Origin of the sequence: Nocardia sp. NBC_00881 (assembly GCF_045207455.1) — a bacterium.
Classification (GTDB): domain Bacteria; phylum Actinomycetota; class Actinomycetes; order Mycobacteriales; family Mycobacteriaceae; genus Nocardia.
On record NZ_CP108798.1, the window covers coordinates 4,992,692 to 5,015,600 of the forward strand.

The following is a 22,909-nucleotide window of genomic DNA, read 5'->3' on the forward strand; positions in this document are numbered from 1 at the left end:
GCAATTCAGCCCACGTTGCCGAAAAGAGCCGAACGGGCGGCCCCTCCGCAATGGAGGAACCGCCCGTTCGGCGTATTTCGGTCGGAATTACTTGACCGAGACCTTGGCGCCGGCCTCTTCCAGCTTCGCCTTGGCGGCCTCGGCGGCGTCCTTGGCGACCTTCCCCAGAATCGACTTCGGGGCGCTCTCGACCAGGTCCTTGGCTTCCTTCAGGCCCAGGCCGGAGACGATCTCGCGGACCACCTTGATGACCTGGATCTTCTTGTCGCCGGCACCCTCGAGGACGACGTCGAACTCGTCCTGCTCCTCGACGGCCTCAGCCGGCGCTGCGGCACCGACGGCGGCGACGGCGACCGGGGCAGCCGCGGTGACCTCGAACTTCTCTTCGAACTTCTTCACGAAGTCCGACAGCTCGAGCAGGGTCATGTTGCCGAAGGTCTCGAGCAGTTCGTCAACGTTGGCCATTGTTGTTTTCCTTTCGGTAGTTGATGTCTATGCGGGGCGAATCGTGCCGCACCGGGAGTTACTCGGCGGCTTCGCCTTCGGCCTGCTTCTTCTCCTGCAGCGCGGCGGCCAGGCGGGCCACCTGCGAGGCGGGAGCGTTGAACAGACCGGCAGCCTTCGCGAGGTTGCCCTTCAGCGCGCCGGCCAACTTGGCCAGCAGCACCTCGCGGCTTTCCAGATCGGCGATGCGCTCGACCTCGGACACGGACAGCGGAGCGCCGTCCATGTAGCCGCCCTTGATGACCAGCGCCTTGTTGTCTTTTGCGAAGGTCTTCAGGGCCTTGGCCGCGTTGACCGGCTCACCCGTGATGAAGGTGATCGCGGTCGGTCCGACGAACAGGTCGTCGAGGCCTTCCACGCCCGCCTCGGCAGCGGCGCGCTTGACCAGGGTGTTCTTGGCGACGGAGTACGTGGCTTCGGCGCCGAGCGCGCGCCGCAGCTCGGTGAGCTTGCCCACCGACAGGCCACGGTATTCCGTGACGACGGTGGCCGTCGAGCTCTTGAACTGCTCCGCGATCTCCTCGACCGCGGTGACCTTCTCGGGTTTTGCCATACTTCGCCTCCTCTCTGATGGTCGGTTCGTATACGCGAACTACCGATCAGGGGCCGGCGACAAAACAAACGCCCCGAACGCAGAGCGTTCCGGGGCGTAACAGAAAACCGATCCCGGGTTTGCCCGGACCAATTCCCAGCCTCGGCTCTCCCTGCGTGGGCCGCCGGCAATGTCGCCGGACCTTCGACCGAACCCATGTGGGAACGGCGACCAACGGTCTTCGGTAGAACGGATTGGGTAGCGATCGAACTCGTCGATAACTACGAGTGAGAGTACCTGGCCGTGCGGCTATCTGCCAAAACGGGCCCCGCAACCGTCGGCCGAGGCCTTTGCGCGGCGCCTGTGCAGTCGGCGGCGGTGCGGAACTCCCCGCCGATCGCTCAGACTGCCCCAGCTGACACGACCCATGTTGTCGGCTGCCCGGTATGTGCCGCAATGGTGTCGAAGTCGTTGTCGTAGTGCAAAACTGCCAATCCATGCGCCTGGGCCGTGACCGCGACAACCAGATCGGCGATCGATGCGGATCGATGTTGAGCCTTGGCGGTGAGCAGTGCCTGAAGGTCGGACGCTCGTCCCCAGAGATCATCCGGAGTGTCCACCCACTCGAGGGATTCATGAAGTGTCGCCCTGATACGCGCCCGGTCATCGCTGTTACGGGCCGAGTAGAGCATCTCCAGCTCGGTGACCCCACACATGCAGACCAGCGCGCGGTCCATCAAAGGGACGAGCACGTCTCGCACTGGCGTCAAATGAAGCCGCGCAAGCGCACTCTTATCGACCAGATAGCGAGTCACCCCCACAGACGTTCCTCGACGTCGGGTTCCAGCAGAGTCGAAAACGCCCCCTGCGCGGCCAAATCCACCAATCTGCGTACGGAGTCGATCCGAATCACCTCGCGGAATGCGGCATCGATCGTGTCGCGGAGTGTATCGGTACCGAGGATCTCTTTTACGCGATCCAACTTCGCCATATCTACGTCAACACTGGTCTTCGCCACGACAGCCTCCCCATATCTCACATAAGGGTACATGGATATCTGCCGTTACGCCAATCTGATATCCAATTCTCCGTCCGTTGGACGCGCAACGGCGGGGACGCGATCGCGTCCCCGCCGTTGCGGTGTTCCTCAGGTGCTGGCTACGCGTCCTCGTCGAGGAGGTTGCGGGTGCGGTTCGGGTCCACCGGGATGCCCGGTCCGGTGTTCGTCGAGACCGTCACCTTCTTGACGTAGCGGCCCTTGGCGGTCGACGGCTTGACACGCAGGATCTCGTCCAGCGCGGCACCGTAATTCTCCACGAGCTCGGTGTCGCCGAAGGACGCCTTGCCGATGACGAAGTGCAGGTTGGCCTGCTTGTCGACGCGGAAGTTGATCTTGCCGCCCTTGATCTCGTTGACGGCCTTGGTCACGTCGTTGGTGACCGTGCCCGTCTTCGGGTTCGGCATCAGACCGCGCGGGCCGAGGACACGCGCGATGCGGCCGACCTTGGCCATCTGGTCCGGGGTGGCGATCGCGGCGTCGAAGTCCAACCAGCCGCCCTGGATCCGCTCGATCAGGTCCTCGGCGCCGACAGCGTCCGCACCGGCGGCCTCGGCCTCGGCGGCCTTCTCTCCCGCTGCGAACACGATGACGCGGGCGGTCTTACCGGTGCCGTGCGGGAGGTTGACGGTGCCACGGACCATCTGGTCGGCCTTGCGGGGATCCACACCGAGACGCACGGCGACCTCGACGGTCGCGTCGGTCTTGGTGGTGGCGGTCTCCTTGGCCAGCCGCGTCGCGGCGAGCGGGGAGTACAGCTTGTCGCGATCGACCTTCTCGGCCGCGGCGAGATACGCCTTGCTTCGTTTTGCCATTTTGTCTGTGTCCTTGTCGGTGTTCAGATGTGGTTGTCGGGCCTGGCCGGCCCTCCCACGTGTGCTATCTCGACTCCCGATGAGCAGCCGGGATCCCAGATCGAATCCGCTATGACGCCGAACTCAGCCTTCGACGGTGATGCCCATCGAACGCGCGGTGCCCGCGATGATCTTGGCCGCCTGCTCGACGTCGTTGGCGTTCAGATCTTCCTGCTTGGTCTTGGCGATCTCGCGGACCTGGTCCATGGTCACCTTGGCCACCTTGAGACGGTGCGGTTCCGCCGAGCCCTTCTGCACACCCGCGGCCTTGAGCAGCAGCTTGGCGGCAGGCGGAGTCTTCAGCTTGAAGTCGAAGGACCGGTCCTCGTACACCGAGATCTCGACCGGGATGACGTTGCCACGCTGCGACTCGGTCGCGGCGTTGTACGCCTTGCAGAACTCCATGATGTTGACGCCGTGCTGACCGAGCGCGGGCCCGACCGGAGGGGCCGGGTTCGCCTGGCCGGCCTGGATCTGAAGCTTGATGATCCCGGCGAGCTTCTTCTTCTTGGGGGGCATCTTTCTTTCCTAGGTGTTTGTTGTCCTTGCTCTTTGCAAGTCGTGGTGTTGGATCTTCGACCGGGCAGATTCACCCCGCCGCTGTCGGAACTGGTCTAGATCTTCGCGACCTGGGTGAACGCCAGCTCGACCGGGGTCTCGCGACCGAAGATCGACACGAGCACCTTGAGCTTCTGCTGTTCGGCATTGACCTCGGAGATGCTGGCGGGCAGCGTCGCGAATGGGCCGTCCATCACGGTCACCGACTCGCCGACCTCGAAGTCGACCTCGATGACCGGCTTCGGCGCGATGTCGCCGCCGGTGGCGTCAGCGCTTGCCGCGGCGGCGGGCTTCTTCTGCTGCTGCGCGGCTGGGACCAGGAACTTCACCACGTCGTCGATGGAAAGCGGCGACGGACGGGAGGTGGCGCCCACGAATCCGGTGACACCAGGGGTGTTGCGCACCGCGCCCCACGACTCGTCGTTGAGCTCCATCCGGACCAGGATGTAGCCGGGGAGGACCTTGCGATTGACGTGCTTGCGCTGACCGTTCTTGATCTCGGTGACTTCTTCGGTCGGCACCTCGACCTGGAAGATGTAGTCCTCGAGGTCCAGGTTCTGCACACGGGTCTCGAGGTTGGCCTTCACCTTGTTCTCATAGCCCGCGTACGAGTGGATGACATACCAGTCGCCGGGGGCACGCCGCAGCGCGGCCTTCATCTCGGCGACAGGGTCGGCGGGCTCGGCATCGACAGGAGCGGCGGGGGCGGATTCAGCGGGCTCCGATTCCTCGACCACGGTCTCCTCGGTCGCGAACTCCTCGACGGAGTCGGTGGGCTCGGCCACCGCGTCGTCGACCGGGAACTCGTTGTGTGTGTCGTTCTCCGGGGTGCTCACTGGGGCACTCGCTTCCTGTGTCGTCACGTACATCCTCTGCGTGCCGGGCCGGGCGCGCGGCGAAATGCTTCCGCCCGTGTCCGCCCCGGGATCGGCTACCGGCGTCGGCGTGGTTCAGCTAGCCGAACAGCCAGTTGACACCTTTGATGAACGCCAGATCCAACCCGCTGATGAACGCGACCATAAAAATCACGAACACCAGAACAACGCTCGTATAGGTGACCATCTGCTTCCGGTTGGGCCAGATCACCTTGCGCAGTTCCGCGATGACCTCACGCAGAAACCTGATCAAACGCTTGAACGGATTACCCGACTTCTTGCGTTCGGCCCGATCGGTTGTCTTGGCTGCCTTCCGCGACGGCCGGTCGAGTGTGGCGACCCCGCCATTGTCGATCTGCGAGGGCGAGGCACTGCGGGTCCGCCGGGCGGACCGCTTGCCGCTCGGTCGAGTCGCTGCGGCGGTGTCATCGCCATCGTCGGCCGTATGCGCGCCGTGGCGAGTGTCCCGCTCGTCGCTCACGCCTTCTCCTCGCTGCGCTCGTCGTCGGCGTGCGTGATGCGCGCTGTGCCAATGGCTCGCTCGCTACGCTCACTCACGTCGATCCTCTCTCGTCGCTGGCATCCAGGGCAGGGGCGACAGGACTTGAACCTGCAACCTGCGGTTTTGGAGACCGCTGCTCTGCCAGTTGAGCTACGCCCCTTCGGTTGGACGGTGTCGGCTGTCCCAACCTCTGTTCGATATTCAGTTGTGCACTGGTGTCACACAACACGCGCGCCACTCCGGCAGTTGCCGGCCCCGTCGGCGATCCTCACAGACCGCCTGGAACCAGCCCTACAGAGCAGCGCGCAGCGGCTGGTGACCCCAGAAACCTGAGTCTACGTCACCGTGCGCAACATTAGCCAATCAGGGTCGCCGGACCAGGTCAGGCCAGCTGCACGGTCGCGGTCGCGCGGCCGAAGATCTTCTTTCCCGCCGACTTCGCAACGATCGCGACGACCGCGGTCTTGGTCTCCGGATCGACCGACTTCACCTTACCCGTGTACTCGACCTCGGCGGCCTCCTCGGTACCCACGTAGACCGGGCTGGTGAAGCGCACGTTGTATTCCTTGACCGCGCCGGGATCACCGAGCCACGAGGTGATGAAACCGCCGCCGAGGCCCATGGTGAGCATGCCGTGTGCGACCACGTTGTCCAGGCCGACCAGCTTTACGACCTCGTCGCTCCAGTGGATCGGGTTGGCATCACCCGAGACGCCCGCGTAGTTCACCAGATCGCCGCGGGTGAGCCGGACCGTGCGCGGGGGCAATTCGTCGCCGACCAAGACATCCTCGAACCGAATCGCGTGCCTGGTGGGCACCACCGCGGGGACCACCGGGGCCGGCGCGGGCGGCGCGGCGAAAGGCGGAGTGCTGCGTGGGTGGTGGCCCGGCGCCTCTTCGCCGATGCCGTGCATGAGGACGTTGCGGACGGCGGCGTTGAGGTTGGGGTCGATGTCGGCACCGCTGCGGCCGACGAGTGTGGTGTAGGTGGTGAGCACCAGCTCGTCGTTCTGCGCGGTGACGATGTTCTTGGTGACGATGATGTCGCCGCCGAAGGCCTGCCGGAACGAGTGCAAGTGGACGTCGCAGGTGAGCTGGTCGCCGACCTTGATGGGGCGGTGAAACTCGAGGATCTGGTCGGTCTGCATGATCTGGCTGAGGTCGTAACCGGTGACGACCTCTTCGAACAGCTTCCGTTGGGCCAGAATCCCGACCAAAGAGATGAAGGTGAGCGGCGCGAGCAGGTTGTCGTAGCCGTACTCCTGCGCGACGTCCTCGTCCCAGTGCACCGGGTGGTAGTCCTGCACAGCGCGCGCGTATTCGCGCGCCTTCTCACGGCCGACCTCGTAGTAGTCGTCGACGCGGTAGTGGTGACCGACCATCTGCGCGGCGTGTGCCGCGGGATCGAATGCCTCGCCCGTCTGGACCGCTTCGTATGTACCGGTGTTGATTGTCACGGGAGGACTGTACCTATCTGACCCCGTCACCCGGAGTCTGCGGAGCGCTCACCACCGCACCCACACCGTGAAAATGCGTCAGGGCCGGACTTATGTCCGGCCCTCGCGGTGCCACGGCCCGAGATAACCGGGATGTGACTCCCGGCCTTACACCACGCGGTAGTTCACGCGTGGAGGACTAGCGGGATTCGCGGTGCGCCCGGTGCGTGCCGCAGTTCGGGCAGAACTTCTTCAGCTCCAGCCGGTCCGGGTCGTTACGCCGGTTCTTTTTGGTGATGTAGTTGCGGTGTTTGCACTGCTCGCAGGCCAAGGTGATCTTTGGCCGGACATCGGTGGACTTCGCGGCCACGATATGCCTTCTTTCCGGTACCTGATGGGCTTAATCGGTTGTGGTAGCGATGGCCGGACTTGAACCGGCGACACAACGATTATGAGTCGTTTGCTCTACCGACTGAGCTACACCGCCACGGCGTCGCATTGTCGTGGTGCCGCGCCCAACTCCCGCAACTAGAGGAGCGATGCCGAGTCGGTCACCACCGGCAATCCGGCGAGCCCCCTAACGGAATCGAACCGTTGACCTTTTCCTTACCATGGAAACGCTCTGCCGACTGAGCTAAGGGGGCATGACTGCTGCCGCACCGAACTCCAAAAGCCCGACCTCAGCGCGGCGAAGTCTTGAACGAGGTTACACACTCACCGGTCGCACCACCAAACCGCGTGGTCAAAGCGGTGATTTCGGCCGCGTACCCAGCATATTCGAGACAGAAATTCATCAGCCGAGCGAACACGACAGCGACAGGCCGGAGGGGGTAACACACACCGACGCAAGCCCGGTACCTACACCAACCTGAGCCGTAACCACACCCACACCCACACCGGCGTGACCAACGCAACCACTCGAAGGGGGGTCCGGGGGGCAAAGCCCCACCGGGCGGGGCGTGGGGGTTGCACCCCACAAAACAGACGAAGTGAGCCCTGTACGCGCTTTGTGCGTACAGGGCTCACCTAGCGAACGAAGTGGCAGGTGTAGGATTCGAACCTACGTAGGCTTTCACCGACAGATTTACAGTCTGCTCCCATTGGCCGCTCGGGCAACCTGCCATTCACGCTTGTTCTGCGCGCTGAGCAGAATACATCGAACCCGCACCCCTAATGCAAACCGGCTGGCTATCGGCCATGCCGGGCGACTAACCTCGGGTCTCCGGGTAGAACTGACGATGGCCGGAAACCTCCGGTTGCAATGACCCGTCGGACCGTCAGGACAGGAGCGCAGTGTGGCTGATTCGTCTTTCGATGTTGTGAGCAAGGTCGATCGGCAGGAGGTCGACAACGCCCTGCATCAGGCGGAGAAGGAGCTCAACACCCGCTACGACTTCCGCGGAACCGGCGCGTCGATCGAATGGTCCGGCGAGGACAAGATCGTGCTCACCGCCGAGGCGGAGGAGCGCGTCAAGGCCGCGCTGGAGGTCTTCAAGGAGAAGCTGATCCGCCGCGACATCTCGCTGAAGGCGTTCGACGCGGGCGAGCCCGCCGCGTCCGGCAAGGTGTACCGGATCACCGGTTCGCTGGTGCAGGGCATTGACGCAGAGCATGCGAAGAAGATCTCCAAGAAGATCCGCGACGAGGGGCCGAAGGGCGTGAAGGCGCAGATCCAGGGCGAGGAGCTGCGGGTGAGCAGCAAGAAGCGCGATGACTTGCAGGCCGTCATCTCCCTGTTGAAGAGCGAGGATTTCGGCATCGCGCTGCAGTTCGTCAACTACCGCTGACCGCTATCGGGTCGTAACGCGGCTGGGTCCGCCGCGTTCAGGGTTTCGACAAGCGTGTCTTCCTCGTAGCTGAAGTGGTTTTCCAATTCTGTTGCGAGGCGGTCGAATTCGGTGCGCAACCGAGCCGCGTCTCCAGACTCTCCGGTGTCGAGCAGCTCGCGTAGCTCCGTCAGCGCTGTGGCCACGACACCATGTTCGCGCTGCAGCCGGTCCACCACGGGCGCCAGCTCGGGATGCAGGCGGACCAGCGCGGGAAAAACGCCGTCCTCGCTGGTGTGGTGCTCGTGCAGCGCACTACAGAACGCGGCGCAGTGCGTGCGCAGCTCCTGCGGCAGAGTCGGTTTCGCGACGACGTCCGGTGCGTTCGAATGTCTGTCGAGACCGGCTCGGACGGTAGCGAGATCGCGGCGCAGCTGCGCGTGCACCTGCCGCAGATGGTCGCCGATCGCCACGGCGCGCTGCCGGGTGGCCGATTCGGGCGAGCCGGATACCGCGAGCGCGCCCCCGATACCCGCCGCGATCGTCGCGGTCGCGCCTGCGCTCACCAAAAAGCGACGCCTGCCCAGTCCGGGGCGAGCGAGGGGACGCAACGCGACCACCGGGATGACTCGGTCGGTCGCCGCCTGATAGGCGTCGAACGCAACGTCGTCGCTCGCCTGCGCGGCATAGGCGCGATCACGTTCCACACCCTCCAGGATCGAGGCGTTCGCGGTGTAGGTCTCGATCCCCTGCTCCGCGCTGATCTCGACGGCGACCTCCGGATTCGCCCGCAGGTTATAGAACCAGGCCGGATGAGTGTCGGCGCCGGCGTTGGAGCCGAACACCAGAAGGCGATCTGCGTCGCGGCGGTAGACCACGGGCACGGTGTGCGGGCGACCAGTGCGGGCGCCGATTGTGGTGAGCAGCATGAGCGGCGCTCCTTCGAACATCCCGCCGACCTTCCCCCCGTTCGCACGGAACTCCGCGATGATCGCCCGGTTGAATTCGCCTGGCCTGATCTGCTCCGGATCGGTCATGTCCGACGCCCCTTCGTGGTGCCGCGCGCACGCTGCGACGGCTGGTTATAGCCTGATGATTGAGCGCAATTTTGCTTTGCAAGCAAAATATCTTTGCAAGCAAAGATTATTGAAAGGTGTGCGGTATGTCAACCGAAGAGCGGACGGGACTTGGTGTCGACGAGGGCATCCGCACCCTGCTGCTTCTCATGCCGAGGGTGGTCGGACGAGCGAAGAAGCTGGGCGTCCCGAAGGAGCTGGAATCGTTCTCGCTGGCACCGCGGCACCTGTCGCTGCTGGCCAACCTGGTGTTCGACGGTCCGACCACGGTGACCGACCTCGCCGCACGCCTGGAGGTGGCGCCGACGACGGTGAGCCTCATGGTCGGCGAACTGAGCAAACAGGACGTGCTCGAGCGCGGCGCGGATCCTGACGATCGCAGGCGCACCATTGTCGGCATCGCACCCGCGCACGAGAAATCAGTGCACAAGTGGCTGGGCCGCAGTGCACGAGCCTGGCGGACGGTGCTGGAACCGCTGACGCCGGAGCAGCGGCAGTTGTTCGTCGAGACGTTCCGCGCCTACGAAGAAGAGCTCGCCGCGGACGAATGACGAGCGGGTCTCAGTAGCGGCGCGGACCGCCCGCCATCTCCTCGAGGCGGGCGATGCGGTCGGCCATGGGCGGGTGCGTGGAGAACCAGCGCGCGGCCCGCTCGCCGGCGCGGAAGGGGTTGGCGATCATCAGGTGCGATTGCGCTGTCAGCTGTGGCTCGGGCGGCAGCGGAGCTGCTTGGACGCCGCGCTCCAGTTTGCGCAGAGCGGAGGCGAGGGCCAGCGGGTCACCCGTGAGCTCGGCGCCGGACTGGTCGGCCTGGTACTCACGCGAGCGGGAAACGGCCAGTTTGATCAGGGTCGCGGCGATCGGGCCGAGCAGCGATATCAGCAGCACCCCCAGGATGTTCGGGGCTTCACCATTGCGGTTACCGCCGAACATGGACGCGAAGAAGGCCAAGTTGGCCAGGCCGGAGATGACGGCCGCGAGCGCGCCGGCGATCGAGGAGATGAGAATGTCGCGGTTGTAGACGTGCGAGAGCTCATGGCCGAGCACGGCGCGCAACTCTCGCTCATCGAGGATCTGCAGGATGCCGCTGGTGCAGCAAACCGCGGCATGCCGGGGACTACGACCGGTGGCGAAGGCGTTGGGCGCGTTGGTCGGACTGATGTACAGCCGCGGCATCGGCTGACGTGCGGCGGTAGCCAGCTCGCGCACTGTCCGATAGATGACCGGCGCCTCCAGCTCGCTGACCGGCTGCGCATGCATCGCCTTCAACGCGATCTTGTCGCTGTTGAAGTACGCGTACGCGTTCATACCTACCGCCAGCAGGATCGCCAAGACCAGGATCGTCGGGCTGCGGAACAGTGCACCCGCGAACACGATCAACGCCGACAGGCCGACCATCAGCCCGAAGGTCTTCAGTCCGTTCGCATACCCGTGCCCGTGCATAAGTCTCCCTTGCCAACTCCCCCGTTCACCGAGTTGCCCTTACAGCAACTCAACGACAGAAGCCCCGGACTGAGTTCCGGCGCGGCCACACCTTGCACCACTCCGACCACACATCACATTCGCGGCTCGAAACACCTCCGAGCCACCACGGCCCAGCTCCGAACCACACTGCGGATTCCCACGCCACCTACCGGCACAGCACCTTCCCAGAACACAAAGCGCAAATCTCACCTGGCCACCCACGCATCACCGCACCCCTCCGAGCCCACACAGCGCGAACCTCACGAGCGCGCCCGCACGGCCGAATATTCAGCCCACGCGATCGATGGTGTAGCGGACCAGCCGCTCGAGCGCGTCGTTGGCCGGGCCACCTGGCAGCACGGACAGCTCGGTGTATGCGATGTCGGCGAAACTTTGCAGCCTTTCTTTGGCCAGCACCATGCCGCGGGAGTGGGCGAGCAGCTCGAGCGCCTCCTCGACCTCGTCGTCGGTCTCCAGTGGGCGGGCGAGCAGCTTGCGTAAGCGGTCGCCTTCGGCTCCCTCTTCACGCAGCGCGTACAGCACCGGCAGGGTGTGCACGCCCTCGCGGAGATCGGTGCCGGGAGTCTTGCCGGACTGCTCGGAGGCCGAGGAGATGTCGATGATGTCATCGGAGATCTGGAAGGCGGTGCCCACGGCGTCGCCGAGGCGGGCCAGCCGCTCGACATGCTCGGCGTCGGCCCCGGAGAAGGTGCCGCCGAATCGCCCGGAGGCGGCGATCAGCGAACCGGTCTTCTCCCACACCACACGCAGGTAGTGCTCGACCGGGTCCTGGGATGTGCGGGCGCCCATGGTCTCGCGCATCTGACCGGTCACCAGTTCGGCGAAGGTCTCGGCGATGATGCGCACCGCGTCGGGCCCGAGTGTCGATGTGAGCCGAGAGGCGTGCGCGAACAGGTAGTCCCCCGCAAGGATGGCAATGCTGTTGCCCCAGCGCGCGTTCACGCTCGATGCGCCGCGGCGCATCGGCGCCTCGTCCATCACGTCGTCGTGGTACAGCGTGGCGAGGTGCACCAGTTCGACGACGGTGCCCGCCGTGATCAACGCGGGATCGCTCGGGCGTGGGCCGAGCTGCCCGGTGAGGATGGTGAACAGTGGCCGGAATCGCTTGCCGCCCGCCTTGGTCAGATGCAGCGCGGCTTCCAGCAGGAAATCCTCGCCGTCGGACAGCTCGTCGACCAAGAGCTTCTCAACCTGGTCCAGGCCGTCACGCACCGTCGCGGCGAGCTCGATGTCGACGAGATCGACCCCGGCCACCACAGTGCTCAGTTCGACTTCAGCTCGCTGACGGTCGCTTCCGTCGTGCGCCCCGCGCGCTGTGCCTATTTTTCGCTCGCTGCGCTCGCTCATGGCCGATGTGCTCATTTCTTCTCCCAGCGATGCGTCCGACCCCACGGTAGAGAACCTAGCGTGTCCCCGGCAGATGGCCCATGAACACCGTCACTCTGCGGGGGATCAGACACTTTCGCACACCTTCGTCCGTGGTCATCGATCGGACGCGCCGTGACCGCGTCGACGTGCTGGAGACTGCCCTGCGAGTATTGAGCCCATGGGTTCACCGGAAGTCACTCCCGCAGGCGGCGACCGAGACGCGTTGCCCACCGAGGCGGAGGTGCTGGTCGTCGGCGCGGGCCCGGCCGGATCGGCTTCGGCTGCCTGGGCCGCGCGGGCGGGCCGGGACGTGCTACTGGTCGACTCCGCCGTCTTTCCTCGGGACAAGACCTGCGGTGACGGCCTGACCCCGCGCGCGACCGCCGAACTGGAACATCTCGGCCTCGGCGACTGGGTGCGCGCACACACCGTCAACCATGGTCTCCGTATGACCGGCTTCGGACGCGAGGCTCTCCTGACTTGGCCGGGCGGGTCCTTCCCGACATACGGAAGTGCCGTTCCGCGCACCGAGCTCGATGACAAGCTGCGGGAGACCGCGGTGAAATCCGGTGCGCGGATGCTCGACGGCACCAAGGCGGTCGATGTCACCCGCGAAGGCGACCGGGTCACGGGGGTGACAGTGCGCACCGCCGACGGCATCCGGACAATCGCATGCCGGACGCTGGTAGTCGCGGACGGCGTGCGCTCGCCGGTCGGGCGCCTGCTCGGACGCACCTGGCACCGGCAGTATGCCTACGGCACCGCGGCCCGTGCTTACATCAAGTCCGGTCGCAGCGCCGACCAGTGGATCACTTCGCATCTGGAGTTGCGCGATGCCTCCGGCGACCTGGTCCCCGGCTACGGCTGGGTCTTCCCGCTCGGCAACGGCGAAGTCAATATCGGCGTCGGGTCGCTGGCAACCCAGCAGCGGCCTTCGCATATCGCGCTCAAGCCGCTTCTGGCGCACTACACGATGCTGCGCAGGGAGGAATGGCAGTTCGAGGGTTCGTTGCGCGCGGTGGCCTCGGCGCTGTTGCCCATGGGCGGCGCGGTCTCGCACGTCGCCGGGGGCAATTGGGTGCTGGTCGGCGACGCCGCGGGCTGTGTGAACCCGCTCAACGGTGAAGGGATCGACTACGGCCTGGAGGGCGGTCACATGCTGGCCGAGCTGCTGGACGAGCCGGACTTCACGGCGATCTGGCCGCAGCTGCTGCGGACTCGCTACGGCCGCACTTTCTCGGTCGCGCGCCGGATCGCGGGGCTGGCGACCCATCCCCGCATGGTTCCGGTGGGCGGGCCTCCGGTGATGCGCTCGAAGTACTTGCAGCGCACCGCTGTTCGAGTGATGGGCAACCTGGTGACCGACGAGGACGTGGACCTGACCGCGCGGGCCTGGCGCGCCGCGGGCAGGACGTCCCTGCGCTTCGACGAACTGCAACCGTTCGCATAGGACAGGGGTAGGCACTATGGGCGCCCAACCAGCGCGGGGACTACCGACGTTGTACCTGCTTCCGCACCTGCGCCGAGCTCGAGACCTCGCGGACCGTCACTACGCGGATCCGCTGAACCTGGACGGGTTGGCGGCGGCCGCAGGGGTGTCCAAATATCACTTCCTGCGCGCTTTCGCCGCGGTGTACGGCCTGACCCCGGCCGCGTATCTGGCCGAGCGACGCATCGAGCGCGCACAGGATCTGCTCCGCGCGACGAACCTCACCGTCACCGAGGTCTGCATGTTGGTCGGCTACAGCAGCCTTGGCTCGTTCAGCAGCAAGTTTCGCCAACTGGTCGGGGTCACACCCTCGAAGTATCAGGCGAAGTTCGCCGACGGCGCCCCGCGTATTCCAGGCTGTTTCGTCTTCATGCACGGCCTGTCGGATCGCAAGCCGCCCACCTGAAGGACGACACCGCAATTTCGGAGAAGCGCCGGGCCGGACGCCCGCCATAGCCTGGTCGCATGACGACGATTACGAATGTGTCCTTGGTCACGGTGTACGTCACGGATCAGGACGAAGCCAAGCAGTGGTACCTCGACAAACTGGGATTCGTCGAGACCGCCGATGTCACGATGGGCGACAACGGCTTCCGCTGGGTCACCGTCGCGCATCCCGCGCATCCGGAGTTGGAGATCACGCTGATGATCCCGGGCCCGCCGCTGGAGGAGAACTACGCCGAGGCGGTCCGGCGCGCGCTGGCCAACGGCACGCACGGCTCCCTCGGCCTGCGGACCGAGAACTGCCAGAAGACCTTCGAGGAGCTCACCGCCAAGGGTGTGGAGTTCATCCAGCCGCCCGCCGAGCGGCCATACGGGACGGAAGCGGTCATCCGGGACAACTCGGGAAACTGGCTGGTGCTGGTGGAGAGGAAGGAGTACTCCCCGGACGACTTCGCATAACTTGCGCCCATACGCCCCGCCCCGGCACGCGCCCAGAAAACAGAGCCTGACTCGTGCTGGGGCGACAAGCGAAGTTCCCGAGACGCTCAGCCGTTCTGCCGAGCCGCGAACCACTCTTCGATGAATCTGCGCTCGCCGTCGAGGGCCCGGTGCTGCAGTTGCTCGGCGAGCGGCTCGATGGCTCTGCCGACCACGGGCACCTTGACCCGCACGGTGCCGGCCACCTCGATCTCGGAACCCTCTGCGGTGGAATGCAGTTCGTACGTACCGGACATCTCGGTATCGATCCCGCCGCTGCTGGCCTCGAAGGTGCCCTTGGCCACATCGCCATCGAGTGCGCGCCAGTTGTCGGTGCGGAAGAAGGTCAGCTCGCTCTTGAGCACTCTGCGTACAAGGCCGGGAATTTTCTCACCTGGGGCCTTTTCGGTCATGTGGATGCGGATGGTTCCCGCGCCGGCGGGATGCGACAGGTCGATGGTCGCGGTCTCGGACTCGGCGAAGCGCGCCCGCCAGACGTCGTCGGTGGTGAGTGCCCGGTGGAGATCTTCGACCGGGACGGTGTAAGACACGGTGAAGCTGAATTTTCGGGACATGGCCGTCACCGTAGCCGAGCCGGTCGGTAGCCTGTGGCGGTGTCGGAAACCAGCCAGTCCGCAGGCCGGTCGATCCGCCTGCGGCGGGCCAGGATCGGGGTACTGACCGCCGCGACGGTGGTCAGCGTGCTCGTCGCGCTGCTGGTGCTCGCCGCGTGGCGCAACGACTATCTGATCAGCTCCGACAAGGGCAGCACCACTGCCGAGGTGCTCTCGGCGGGGCGGCTGCGGTCGGCGGTCATGTACGTCACTCCGGACGGCGAGACGCACAATCCGAAGGTCGGCGTCCTGTATCCGACCAACCTGACCGCGGGGGAGCGTATCCGCGTGGAGTACAGCCGCAGCGACCCCGACCTGGTGCGCGTGGAAGGCCGCGACGTGCGTGTCGCCATACCACCGGCCCTTTCGGTCCTCGTCGCGGTCTGGTTGCTCGTGCTCCCCGCACTGTGGCTGGTCATCCGCGCGGGCCGACGCAGACCCGCGTCGGTGGGCTGACGCTCCGAGGAGTTCGCCGGAACTTTCCGTGCCCTTCACACTGATGTGGCGGCGCGGTGCGATGTGGCGGTCAGGCTGGGAGAGTGCGTGTAGCGATCGTCGCGGAGTCGTTTCTGCCGAATATGAACGGCGTCGTCAATTCCGTGCTGCGGGTGCTCGAGCACCTGGACCGGCACGGCCACGACGCGATGGTCATCGCGCCGGACACCCCGCGCGGCCTCCCGCCCGCCCCGCGCACGCATGAGCGCTTTCCGGTGTACCGGGTGCCCGCGTTGATGGTGCCCAAGGTCAGTTCCCTACCGGTCGGGCTGCCGCAGCCGGGCATCGTCTCGGCCATCGCCGACTTCGACGCCGATGTGGTGCACCTGGCCTCACCGTTCCTGCTCGGCGCCGGGGGTCTCGCCGCGGCGCTGCGCTTGGACCTACCGACGGTCGCGGTGTATCAGACCGATGTCGCCGGGTTCGCCAAGAGCTATGGCCTGGGAATGGCGAGCCGGGCGGCGTGGGGCTGGACGCGACGCATCCACGAGAGCGCCACACGCACTCTCGCCCCCTCCAGGACCGCCGCCGAGGACCTGGCCGGGCATGGTATCCCGCGCGTGCACCGGTGGGGCCGCGGGGTGGATATCGCCCGCTTCACGCCAACGGCCCGGTCCGAGCGGTTACGCGACACCTGGCACCGTGGGCGGGAAAAGCTGCTGGTCGGCTTCGTGGGGCGGCTCGCGCCCGAGAAGCACATCGAACGGCTTTCAGTGCTCGGAGCCGATCCCGACATCCAGCTGGTGATCGTCGGCGACGGGCCGGAGCGGCGACGGCTGGCCCGCATGATGCCGAGCGCCGTGTTCACCGGGGAGCTCGGCGGCGACGACCTGGCGCGGGCATACGCGAGCCTGGACGTGATGGTGCACGCCGGCGAGCACGAGACGTTCTGCCAGGGCGTGCAAGAGGCGCTGGCCTCGGGCGTCCCGGTGATCGGCCCCGACGCGGGCGGTCCGCGTGATCTGATCGCGCACTGCCGCAACGGCTACCTCCTCCCGGTGGACCGGTTTCGCGAGCTGTTACCGAGCGCCGTCGCGGCGCTGCGCGATCCCGCGCTGCGCAGCAGGTTCGCCAAGGCCGGCAGGAAGTCGGTGCTGCCTCGCACCTGGCCCGCCGTCTGCACGGAGCTGATAGGGCACTACGCCGATGTGGCCGGAACGCGAATTCGGTTGCCGCATACGGCCTGAACCCTGCTTGCCACCGCGGCGCGCGCGACGTGATTGATCACTCGTCGTGCCAGGCTGGGTGCGTCTCAGAGGGCAAGTTAATGTCATGGGCGTGGCGAAAACGCAATCGAATCGGGCCTCGCTCGACAAGCAGCCGCACGAGGTCGCGTCGATGTTCGACGGTGTCGCGCGGCGATACGACCTGACCAACACGGTGATCTCCGGGGGTCAGGATCGCTACTGGCGCTGGGCGACCCGGAGGGCACTCGCGCCACGGCCGGGCGAGCGGCTGCTCGACCTCGCGGCCGGGACCGGTGTGTCCACTCTGGAGCTGCGGAAATCCGGCGCGTGGTGCCTCGCCGCCGACTTCTCACAGGGCATGCTCGCAGCTGGCCGGTTCCGCCGGGTGCCGATGGTGGCGGCCGACGCGATGGCGCTGCCGTTCGCCGACGATTCGTTCGACGCGGTGACCATCTCGTTCGGGCTCCGCAACATCGTCGACAGCGATCTCGCGCTGCGTGAGATGCTCCGGGTGACCAAGCCAGGCGGCAGACTGGTGGTGTGCGAGTTCTCCACACCGGTCGCCCCGATGTTCCGCACGGCCTACATGGAATACCTGATGAAGACGCTGCCCAAGGTGGCGCGCGCCGTCAGCAGCAATCCCGACGCGTACGTCTACCTCGCCGAATCCATCCGGGCGTGGCCGAATCAGCGCCAGCTCGCGATGCGGATCGCCGCCAACGGCTGGTCGTCGGTGAAATGGCGTAACCTCACCGGCGGCGTCGTTGCCCTGCATCGGGCGTACAAACTCGGCTGATCCGCCAGACTCCGATCACACCTCACCAGCAGGTTGTTTCACGGTGAGGAGGAATGTCACCTGCCGATAACGCGGGGTAAATCCGGCGCAATCGACGGTCAGCATGATCGGAGACATGTCTGACGCAGAGACGAGCCGCAGCGGCGGCACCGCCCGAACGGCGTGCTCGTACTGCGGCGTCGGCTGCGGGATCACGGTGCAGACCGCGCCCGGCGACGCGGGTCATCCGGTGATCGCCAAGGTCAGCGGGGACAAAATGCACCCGGCCAACGCGGGAAGGCTGTGCACCAAGGGGGCGACGCACGCCGAGTTGATGCGCACCACCGGACGCATGGAGACCGCCTACCGACGTTCCGAACGCGGCCAAGTCCCGGTGCCGTTTCCGGTCGACGAGGCCGTGCACGAGGCGGCGACTCGGCTGCGGGCCATCCTGGACGAGCACGGTCCGGACGCCATCGCACTGTACGTCTCGGGGCAGATGTCGCTCGAGGCGCAGTACCTCGCCACCAAACTCGCCAAGGGCTACCTGCGCACTGTGCACATCGAGGCGAACTCGCGGCTGTGCATGGCCAGCGCAGGGACCGGTTACAAGCAGTCGCTCGGCGCGGACGGGCCGCCCGGCTCCTATGACGACTTCGAGCACGCCGACCTGTTCTTCGTGATCGGCGCCAACATGGCCGACTGTCATCCGATCCTTTTCCTGCGCATGGCCGAGCGACTAGAAGCGGGTGCGAAGCTGATCGTGGTCGACCCACGCCGCACCGATACCGCCGCGCGGGCCGACCTCTTCCTGCAGATCGCGCCGGGCACGGATCTCGCGCTGCTGAACGGATTGCTGCATCTGCTGGTCGACAACGGCGACATCGATGTGGAATTCATCGCCGCCCAGACCGAAGGCTGGGACGCGATGCCCGAATTCCTCGCCGACTACCCGCCGCAGCGGGTCGCCGAGATCACCGGACTAGCCGAAGCCGACATCCGTACCGCCGCCCGGTGGATCGGCGAGGCGGGCGAATGGATGTCGCTGTGGACGATGGGACTCAACCAGTCGACGCACGGCACCTGGAACACCAACGCGTTGTGCAACCTCCACCTGGCCACCGGCGCCATCTGCCGTCCGGGCAGCGGTCCGTTCTCGCTCACCGGGCAGCCGAACGCCATGGGCGGACGCGAGATAGGCTACATGGGGCCGGGGCTGCCCGGCCAGCGCAGCCTGCTCTCTCCCGCCGACCGCACGTTCGTAGAAACCGCGTGGAGTCTGGAACCCGGCACGCTGCGCACCGAGGCCGGGCCTGGCACGATCGAGATGTTCCGCGGGCTGGCCGAGGGGAAGATCCGGGCGGCGTGGATAATCTGCACCAACCCCGTCGCCACCGTGTCGAATCGGAAGACGGTGATCGCGGGACTGGAAGCCGCCGAACTGGTGATCGCCCAGGACGCCTACACCGAGACCGCGACCAACGCCTACGCCGACCTGCTGCTGCCCGCCACACTGTGGGCGGAAGCCGATTCCGTGATGGTGAATTCGGAACGCAGCCTCACCCTGCTGCGGCAGTCGGTCCCACCGACCGGCGACGCCCGGCCCGATTGGCGGCTCATCGCCGACATCGCCACCGCCATGGGGTTCCCCGGCTTCGACTTCCCCTCCAGCGCGGATGTTTTCGCGGAGATCAGCCGGTTCGCCAACCCGTCCACCGGCTACGACCTGCGCGGTATGAGCTACGAGGCGCTGCGCGAAGGGCCGATGCAGTGGCCCTGCGCGGAGCCCGAACACAGACGAAACCCGATCCGATACCTGAACGACGGTGTCAGCCAAGATCTTTTCGTCGACGAGAACGGGCATCGGCCCCGGCTTGCCTTCGCCACGCCCAGCCGCCGAGCCGTGTTCTGGCCACGCCCGCACATGTTGCCGGAGGAGATGCCGGACGACGACTACCCTTTCCTGCTCAACACCGGCCGAGTGCAACACCAGTGGCACACGATGACCAAGACCGGCAAGATCGACAAGCTGACCAAGCTGAACGGCACGCCGTTCGTCGAGGTGCACCCCGCCGATGCCGAGCGACTCGGTCTGCGCGCGGGAGACCAGCTCGAGATCGCCTCACGCCGCGGGAGAGCCGTCCTGCCGGTGCAGGTCAGCGACCGGGTTCGCCAGGGTGACTGCTTCGTTCCGTTCCATTGGAACGACGAGCAGGGTGAATACCTGACCATCAACGCGGTCACCAACGACGCGGTCGACCCGGTGTCGCTACAGCCTGAGTTCAAGGTGTGTGCGGTGGCCTTGCGTCGGGTCGCGGCCGTGCCGGAGGCTCCGGCCGCGTTTCCCGGGGCACCATCGGCGCACCCGCTGGCGGCCGTGCTCGGCCTCGACAGTGCGACCCCGCCCACGCTCAGCGAGACAGAACACATCTACATGAGCGGGTATTTGGCTGCGCTGCAAACAATTCCGGTAACCGGTCAGCCGGTCCTTCCGGAGTCGGCTCCGATGTCGGCGCACAGCAGGCTCTGGATCGACGGGTTGCTGGCCGGAATGTACTCGCGCGGCTCGGCAAACTCGGCGCCCCAGACGAGCGACCCGGACGGCGGCGCGATCACCGTGCTGTGGGCGTCACAGACCGGCACCGCGGAAGAATTCGCCGCGCGTGCCGCGGCGCGCCTGGCCGAGGATGGTTTCCGACCCAGGCTGCTCGACCTGGATTCTTGCGAGCCGAGCGCGGTGAGCGGCGACGTGCTGGTGATCAGCAGCACCTTCGGCGACGGCGGTCCGCCGGACAACGGCACCTATTTCTGGGACCGGCTGGCCGAGAGCGCGATTCGGCTGACAGACGTGCGGTATGCGGTGTTCGCCCTAGGCGACTCCTCCTACCGCGACTTCTGCGGGTACGGCCGCAAACTGGACGAGAAGTTCGCCGAACTCGGTGCGACGCGGCTGCTTGTGCGCGTCGACAGCGAACCCGACTACGAGGACGCGGCGGCGAGCTGGCTCGATGACGTGCTCGCCACGTTCGGCGACGGTCCACCCAGCTGCCCCACCGATCCGCCGGCGCGGACCGGGCGCCCGACGAGCCGCGCAGGCGGAGTTGCCACCATGGAGTTGCCGATCGCCGCCCCGGCACTCGACCGCACCCGCACCAAGCCCACGCCGTTCACCCGCGCTGCTCCATTGCGCGCGCCGCTGGTGCGCAATCACCTGCTGTCCGGAGGCCGTTCACCGAAAGAAGTGCGACAGTTCGGGTTCGATGTGAACGGGCTCGACGCCGGCTACGAGGTGGGCGATTCACTCGGTGTCTGGCCGGTGAATTGTTCGTCGCTCGTCACCGAATGGCTCGCGGCCACCGGGCTGGACGGCAGCCGCGTCATCGACGTCGACGACCGCGAGCTGCCGCTCGCCGCGGCGCTGCGCACGCACTACGACATCACCAAGGTGAGCCAGGATCTGCTCGGGTTCCTCGCCGACCGCAACCACAGCAACCAGCTCGCCAAACTGCTGCGCAGGGACAATCGGAACGAGCTGGAAAACTACCTGTGGGACCGCCAGGCCGTGGATGTGCTGCGTGATTTCCCGGTGCGCGCGGACCTGGTGGAGTGGCTCGGCACGCTGAAGAAGCTGCAACCGCGCCAGTATTCGATCTCGTCGAGCCCACTGGTCAGCCCGGACGAGGTGCAGCTGACTGTCGGCATTGTGCGCTACGGAGATCCGGCGGCCACCGGTTCAGCGGCCCGGCGAGGCGGGGTGTGCTCAACGTTCCTCGCCGATCGGGCAGGCGCCGAAGTCGCGGACGCGGCCGTGCCGATCTTCCTGAAGCGGGCACCGCACTTCCGCCCGCCCACCGACCCGACAGCACCGATGATCATGGTGGGGCCGGGCACCGGCATCGCACCGTTCCGCGGCTTCCTCCAGGAGCGCAGGGCGCTGGGCTGCACCGGGCGCAACTGGCTGTTCTTCGGCGATCAGCACGCGGCACAGAACTTCTATTACCGCGCCGAGCTGGAGGACATGTTCCGCTCCGGCTTCCTGACCCGGCTCGACCTCGCCTTCTCCCGCGACCAGCGAGAGCGGATCTATGTGCAACACCGCATGATCGAGCACGGCGCCGAACTGTGGTCCTGGCTGTGCGACGGCGCCCACTTCTACGTCTGCGGCGACGCCGGCCGCATGGCCGAGGACGTCGACGAAGCCCTGCTGAGGATCGCCCGCATTCACGGCAAACTCGACGAGGACAGCGCTCTCGCCTTCAGGAAGCAGCTGGTCGCCGAAAAGCGTTACGTTCGCGACGTCTACTGAGTTCTGCGCGCAGACGAACCAGGAGGCCTACACCGCGGGTGGGTTCAGGCGGGTGAAGGCGGGGAGACGGTAGTACGGGTAGTAGGGGTAGGGCGGAGTGGTGGCGCCGGCGTTGTCGAGGCGGGCGATCTGGTCGGCGTCGAGTTCCCAGCCGACGGCGCCGAGGTTCTGGCGCAGCTGTTCCTCGTTGCGGGCACCGACGATGACGGTCGAGACGGTGGGTCGGCGCAACAGCCAGTTGAGGGCGATCTGCGGAACGGTCTTGCCTGTTTCGGCGGCGAGCTCGTCGAGAACATCGACCACGTCGTAGAGCTTTTCGTCATCCACGGGCGGACCGGCCGCGGCCGTCTGGTGCAACCGGCTTCCTTCCGGAAGCGGTTGCCCGCGGCGGATTTTGCCGGTGAGCCTGCCCCACCCGAGCGGACTCCACACGACCGCGCCTACGCCCTGATCCTGCCCGAGCGGCATGAGCTCCCACTCGTAGTCGCGTCCGACCAGCGAGTAGTAGACCTGGTGCGCGACGTACCTGGTCAACCCGCTCCGGTCGGCGGCGGCAAGGGATTTCATCAACTGCCAGCCCGCGAAGTTGGAGGCGCCGACGTAGCGGATCTTGCCCGAGCGCACCAGATCGTCCAGGGCGGCAACGACTTCCTCCACCGGGGTGCCCGCGTCGAACGCGTGCAGCTGGAACAGGTCGATGTAGTCGGTGCCGAGCCTGCGCAGCGAGGCCTCCACCGCGCCGATCAGCCTCGCCCGGCCGGAACCGGCGTCCAGCGGGCCCGGTCCGGTCGGCAGCGTGGCCTTGGTCGACAGCAGCACCTGATCGCGTCGGCCCTTGACGGCGGCGCCGAGCACCTCTTCGGAATCGCCGTCGGAGTAGACGTCGGCCGTGTCGAACATGGTGACGCCCGCCTCGAGGCTGATATCGACCAGGCGCCGCGCTTGCTCGGCATCGGTGTCGCCCCAGGCGCTGAACAACTCGCCGCGCCCACCGAAGGTGCCGGCGCCGAAGCTCAGGGCCGGGACGAGCAGACCCGACGCGCCGAGGCGCCGGTACTCCATCTGAGCGTCTACCGTCCGAAGGTTCATGAGACAGCCCTCCTAAAGGAC

At 66.3% G+C, this 22,909-nt stretch carries 24 protein-coding genes and 4 tRNA genes; 9 read left to right on the forward strand and 19 right to left on the reverse strand.

From position 1 onward, the window contains the following. Window positions 1-87: 87 nt before the first annotated feature. The 14 genes from rplL to OH799_RS21060 all read right to left on the reverse strand — a co-directional run bounded on the left by rplL (window position 88) and on the right by OH799_RS21060 (window position 7,439). Window positions 88-465 carry a 50S ribosomal protein L7/L12 gene (rplL, locus tag OH799_RS20995; protein ID WP_406266732.1) on the reverse strand — a complete coding sequence of 126 codons (378 nt, stop codon included), beginning with the start codon at window positions 463-465 and terminating at the stop codon, window positions 88-90. Between the two features lie 58 nt (window positions 466-523). Next, window positions 524-1,057: a 50S ribosomal protein L10 gene (gene rplJ / locus OH799_RS21000; protein WP_357260256.1), complete on the reverse strand. Its 534-nt coding sequence runs from the start codon at window positions 1,055-1,057 to the stop codon at window positions 524-526. A gap of 380 nt (window positions 1,058-1,437) precedes the next feature. Further along, window positions 1,438-1,857: a PIN domain nuclease gene (locus tag OH799_RS21005; RefSeq protein ID WP_406266735.1), complete on the reverse strand. Its 420-nt coding sequence runs from the start codon at window positions 1,855-1,857 to the stop codon at window positions 1,438-1,440. Beyond that, window positions 1,848-2,054, reverse strand: coding sequence for a hypothetical protein (locus OH799_RS21010; protein WP_406266738.1), 207 nt, complete (start codon window positions 2,052-2,054; stop codon window positions 1,848-1,850). The genes OH799_RS21005 and OH799_RS21010 overlap by 10 nt, the downstream gene beginning before the upstream one ends. 140 nt (window positions 2,055-2,194) lie before the next feature. Further along, window positions 2,195-2,908, reverse strand: coding sequence for a 50S ribosomal protein L1 (gene rplA, locus OH799_RS21015; RefSeq protein WP_406266741.1), 714 nt, complete (start codon window positions 2,906-2,908; stop codon window positions 2,195-2,197). A gap of 123 nt (window positions 2,909-3,031) precedes the next feature. After that, window positions 3,032-3,466, reverse strand: coding sequence for a 50S ribosomal protein L11 (gene rplK, locus OH799_RS21020; protein ID WP_040870318.1), 435 nt, complete (start codon window positions 3,464-3,466; stop codon window positions 3,032-3,034). A 95-nt stretch (window positions 3,467-3,561) separates the two neighbouring features. Continuing rightward, window positions 3,562-4,341, reverse strand: a complete 780-nt coding sequence (nusG, locus tag OH799_RS21025) for a transcription termination/antitermination protein NusG (RefSeq protein ID WP_406282316.1) — start codon at window positions 4,339-4,341, stop codon at window positions 3,562-3,564. Between the two features lie 118 nt (window positions 4,342-4,459). Further along, window positions 4,460-4,861, reverse strand: a complete 402-nt coding sequence (gene secE / locus OH799_RS21030; protein WP_406266743.1) for a preprotein translocase subunit SecE — start codon at window positions 4,859-4,861, stop codon at window positions 4,460-4,462. A gap of 108 nt (window positions 4,862-4,969) precedes the next feature. Then, a tRNA-Trp gene (locus OH799_RS21035) sits at window positions 4,970-5,042 on the reverse strand. A gap of 222 nt (window positions 5,043-5,264) precedes the next feature. After that, window positions 5,265-6,332, reverse strand: coding sequence for a fused (3R)-hydroxyacyl-ACP dehydratase subunits HadA/HadB (locus OH799_RS21040; protein WP_406282318.1), 1,068 nt, complete (start codon window positions 6,330-6,332; stop codon window positions 5,265-5,267). Window positions 6,333-6,516: 184 nt separating this feature from the next. Then, a complete protein-coding gene (rpmG, locus tag OH799_RS21045; RefSeq protein WP_011211653.1) occupies window positions 6,517-6,687 on the reverse strand; it encodes a 50S ribosomal protein L33 in 171 nt (56 codons plus the stop codon). A gap of 41 nt (window positions 6,688-6,728) precedes the next feature. Then, window positions 6,729-6,804: transfer RNA gene (locus tag OH799_RS21050), tRNA-Met, on the reverse strand. Window positions 6,805-6,888: 84 nt separating this feature from the next. Next, window positions 6,889-6,961 (reverse strand) — tRNA-Thr (locus tag OH799_RS21055). A 395-nt stretch (window positions 6,962-7,356) separates the two neighbouring features. Further along, window positions 7,357-7,439, reverse strand: a tRNA-Tyr gene (locus tag OH799_RS21060). Between the two features lie 173 nt (window positions 7,440-7,612). On the opposite strand from OH799_RS21060, the gene OH799_RS21065 reads away from it, so the two are divergent. After that, window positions 7,613-8,104, forward strand: coding sequence for a YajQ family cyclic di-GMP-binding protein (locus OH799_RS21065; RefSeq protein WP_327110379.1), 492 nt, complete (start codon window positions 7,613-7,615; stop codon window positions 8,102-8,104). Here the strand turns inward: OH799_RS21065 and OH799_RS21070 are convergent. Next, complete coding sequence (locus OH799_RS21070; RefSeq protein WP_406266747.1) at window positions 8,095-9,120, reverse strand: nitroreductase/quinone reductase family protein; 1,026 nt, start codon at window positions 9,118-9,120, stop codon at window positions 8,095-8,097. The two genes, OH799_RS21065 and OH799_RS21070, sit on opposite strands and share 10 nt — an antisense overlap. 125 nt (window positions 9,121-9,245) lie before the next feature. On the opposite strand from OH799_RS21070, the gene OH799_RS21075 reads away from it, so the two are divergent. Beyond that, window positions 9,246-9,710, forward strand: a complete 465-nt coding sequence (locus OH799_RS21075; RefSeq protein WP_406266751.1) for a MarR family winged helix-turn-helix transcriptional regulator — start codon at window positions 9,246-9,248, stop codon at window positions 9,708-9,710. A 10-nt stretch (window positions 9,711-9,720) separates the two neighbouring features. On the opposite strand, the gene htpX is transcribed toward OH799_RS21075, so the two are convergent. Then, the gene (gene htpX / locus OH799_RS21080) at window positions 9,721-10,602 is read right to left on the reverse strand and encodes a zinc metalloprotease HtpX (protein ID WP_357260238.1); all 882 of its coding nucleotides are present in this window, start codon (window positions 10,600-10,602) and stop codon (window positions 9,721-9,723) included. A gap of 309 nt (window positions 10,603-10,911) precedes the next feature. Next, complete coding sequence (locus OH799_RS21085; protein WP_406266754.1) at window positions 10,912-12,006, reverse strand: polyprenyl synthetase family protein; 1,095 nt, start codon at window positions 12,004-12,006, stop codon at window positions 10,912-10,914. A gap of 184 nt (window positions 12,007-12,190) precedes the next feature. On the opposite strand from OH799_RS21085, the gene OH799_RS21090 reads away from it, so the two are divergent. From OH799_RS21090 to OH799_RS21100, 3 genes are read left to right on the forward strand one after another with little or no spacing between them, the layout of a single operon-like run. Then, window positions 12,191-13,462 carry a geranylgeranyl reductase family protein gene (locus tag OH799_RS21090; protein WP_406266757.1) on the forward strand — a complete coding sequence of 424 codons (1,272 nt, stop codon included), beginning with the start codon at window positions 12,191-12,193 and terminating at the stop codon, window positions 13,460-13,462. Between the two features lie 16 nt (window positions 13,463-13,478). Next, on the forward strand, window positions 13,479-13,907 hold the full coding sequence (locus tag OH799_RS21095; protein ID WP_406266760.1) for a helix-turn-helix transcriptional regulator: 429 nt from the start codon (window positions 13,479-13,481) through the stop codon (window positions 13,905-13,907). Between the two features lie 59 nt (window positions 13,908-13,966). Continuing rightward, window positions 13,967-14,404 (forward strand): VOC family protein, encoded by a 438-nt coding sequence (locus OH799_RS21100; RefSeq protein ID WP_406266763.1) that lies wholly within the window; start codon window positions 13,967-13,969, stop codon window positions 14,402-14,404. A gap of 86 nt (window positions 14,405-14,490) precedes the next feature. Here OH799_RS21100 and OH799_RS21105 read toward each other — a convergent pair whose 3' ends face one another. Continuing rightward, window positions 14,491-14,997, reverse strand: a complete 507-nt coding sequence (locus tag OH799_RS21105) for a DUF2505 domain-containing protein (protein ID WP_406266766.1) — start codon at window positions 14,995-14,997, stop codon at window positions 14,491-14,493. Between the two features lie 39 nt (window positions 14,998-15,036). Here OH799_RS21105 and OH799_RS21110 point away from each other — a divergent pair, with 39 nt between their 5' ends. From OH799_RS21110 to OH799_RS21125, 4 genes are all read left to right on the forward strand, one after another. Then, a complete protein-coding gene (locus OH799_RS21110; RefSeq protein ID WP_357260224.1) occupies window positions 15,037-15,492 on the forward strand; it encodes a DUF3592 domain-containing protein in 456 nt (151 codons plus the stop codon). 83 nt (window positions 15,493-15,575) lie between these two features. Next, window positions 15,576-16,718: a glycosyltransferase family 4 protein gene (locus OH799_RS21115; protein ID WP_406266769.1), complete on the forward strand. Its 1,143-nt coding sequence runs from the start codon at window positions 15,576-15,578 to the stop codon at window positions 16,716-16,718. A gap of 85 nt (window positions 16,719-16,803) precedes the next feature. Then, window positions 16,804-17,514 carry a demethylmenaquinone methyltransferase gene (locus OH799_RS21120; RefSeq protein ID WP_406282321.1) on the forward strand — a complete coding sequence of 237 codons (711 nt, stop codon included), beginning with the start codon at window positions 16,804-16,806 and terminating at the stop codon, window positions 17,512-17,514. Between the two features lie 115 nt (window positions 17,515-17,629). Beyond that, complete coding sequence (locus tag OH799_RS21125) at window positions 17,630-21,799, forward strand: molybdopterin-dependent oxidoreductase (protein ID WP_406266772.1); 4,170 nt, start codon at window positions 17,630-17,632, stop codon at window positions 21,797-21,799. A gap of 27 nt (window positions 21,800-21,826) precedes the next feature. On the opposite strand, the gene OH799_RS21130 is transcribed toward OH799_RS21125, so the two are convergent. Then, window positions 21,827-22,861, reverse strand: a complete 1,035-nt coding sequence (locus OH799_RS21130; protein WP_406282324.1) for an aldo/keto reductase — start codon at window positions 22,859-22,861, stop codon at window positions 21,827-21,829. Between the last annotated feature and the right edge of the window lie 48 nt (window positions 22,862-22,909).

Excerpts from the sequence above, each read along its gene's own strand:
- rplL (WP_406266732.1), bottom strand. The coding sequence starts at position 465 with ATGGCCAACGTTGACGAACTGCTCGAGACCTTCGGCAACATGACCCTG.
- rplJ (WP_357260256.1), bottom strand. The coding sequence starts at position 1,057 with ATGGCAAAACCCGAGAAGGTCACCGCGGTCGAGGAGATCGCGGAGCAG.
- rplA (WP_406266741.1), bottom strand. The coding sequence starts at position 2,908 with ATGGCAAAACGAAGCAAGGCGTATCTCGCCGCGGCCGAGAAGGTCGAT.
- rplK (WP_040870318.1), bottom strand. The coding sequence starts at position 3,466 with ATGCCCCCCAAGAAGAAGAAGCTCGCCGGGATCATCAAGCTTCAGATC.
- OH799_RS21070 (WP_406266747.1), bottom strand. The coding sequence starts at position 9,120 with ATGACCGATCCGGAGCAGATCAGGCCAGGCGAATTCAACCGGGCGATC.
- OH799_RS21075 (WP_406266751.1), top strand. The coding sequence starts at position 9,246 with ATGTCAACCGAAGAGCGGACGGGACTTGGTGTCGACGAGGGCATCCGC.
- htpX (WP_357260238.1), bottom strand. The coding sequence starts at position 10,602 with ATGCACGGGCACGGGTATGCGAACGGACTGAAGACCTTCGGGCTGATG.
- OH799_RS21085 (WP_406266754.1), bottom strand. The coding sequence starts at position 12,006 with ATGAGCACATCGGCCATGAGCGAGCGCAGCGAGCGAAAAATAGGCACA.
- OH799_RS21090 (WP_406266757.1), top strand. The coding sequence starts at position 12,191 with ATGGGTTCACCGGAAGTCACTCCCGCAGGCGGCGACCGAGACGCGTTG.
- OH799_RS21095 (WP_406266760.1), top strand. The coding sequence starts at position 13,479 with ATGGGCGCCCAACCAGCGCGGGGACTACCGACGTTGTACCTGCTTCCG.
- OH799_RS21100 (WP_406266763.1), top strand. The coding sequence starts at position 13,967 with ATGACGACGATTACGAATGTGTCCTTGGTCACGGTGTACGTCACGGAT.
- OH799_RS21105 (WP_406266766.1), bottom strand. The coding sequence starts at position 14,997 with ATGTCCCGAAAATTCAGCTTCACCGTGTCTTACACCGTCCCGGTCGAA.
- OH799_RS21120 (WP_406282321.1), top strand. The coding sequence starts at position 16,804 with ATGGGCGTGGCGAAAACGCAATCGAATCGGGCCTCGCTCGACAAGCAG.
- OH799_RS21125 (WP_406266772.1), top strand. The coding sequence starts at position 17,630 with ATGTCTGACGCAGAGACGAGCCGCAGCGGCGGCACCGCCCGAACGGCG.
- OH799_RS21130 (WP_406282324.1), bottom strand. The coding sequence starts at position 22,861 with ATGGAGTACCGGCGCCTCGGCGCGTCGGGTCTGCTCGTCCCGGCCCTG.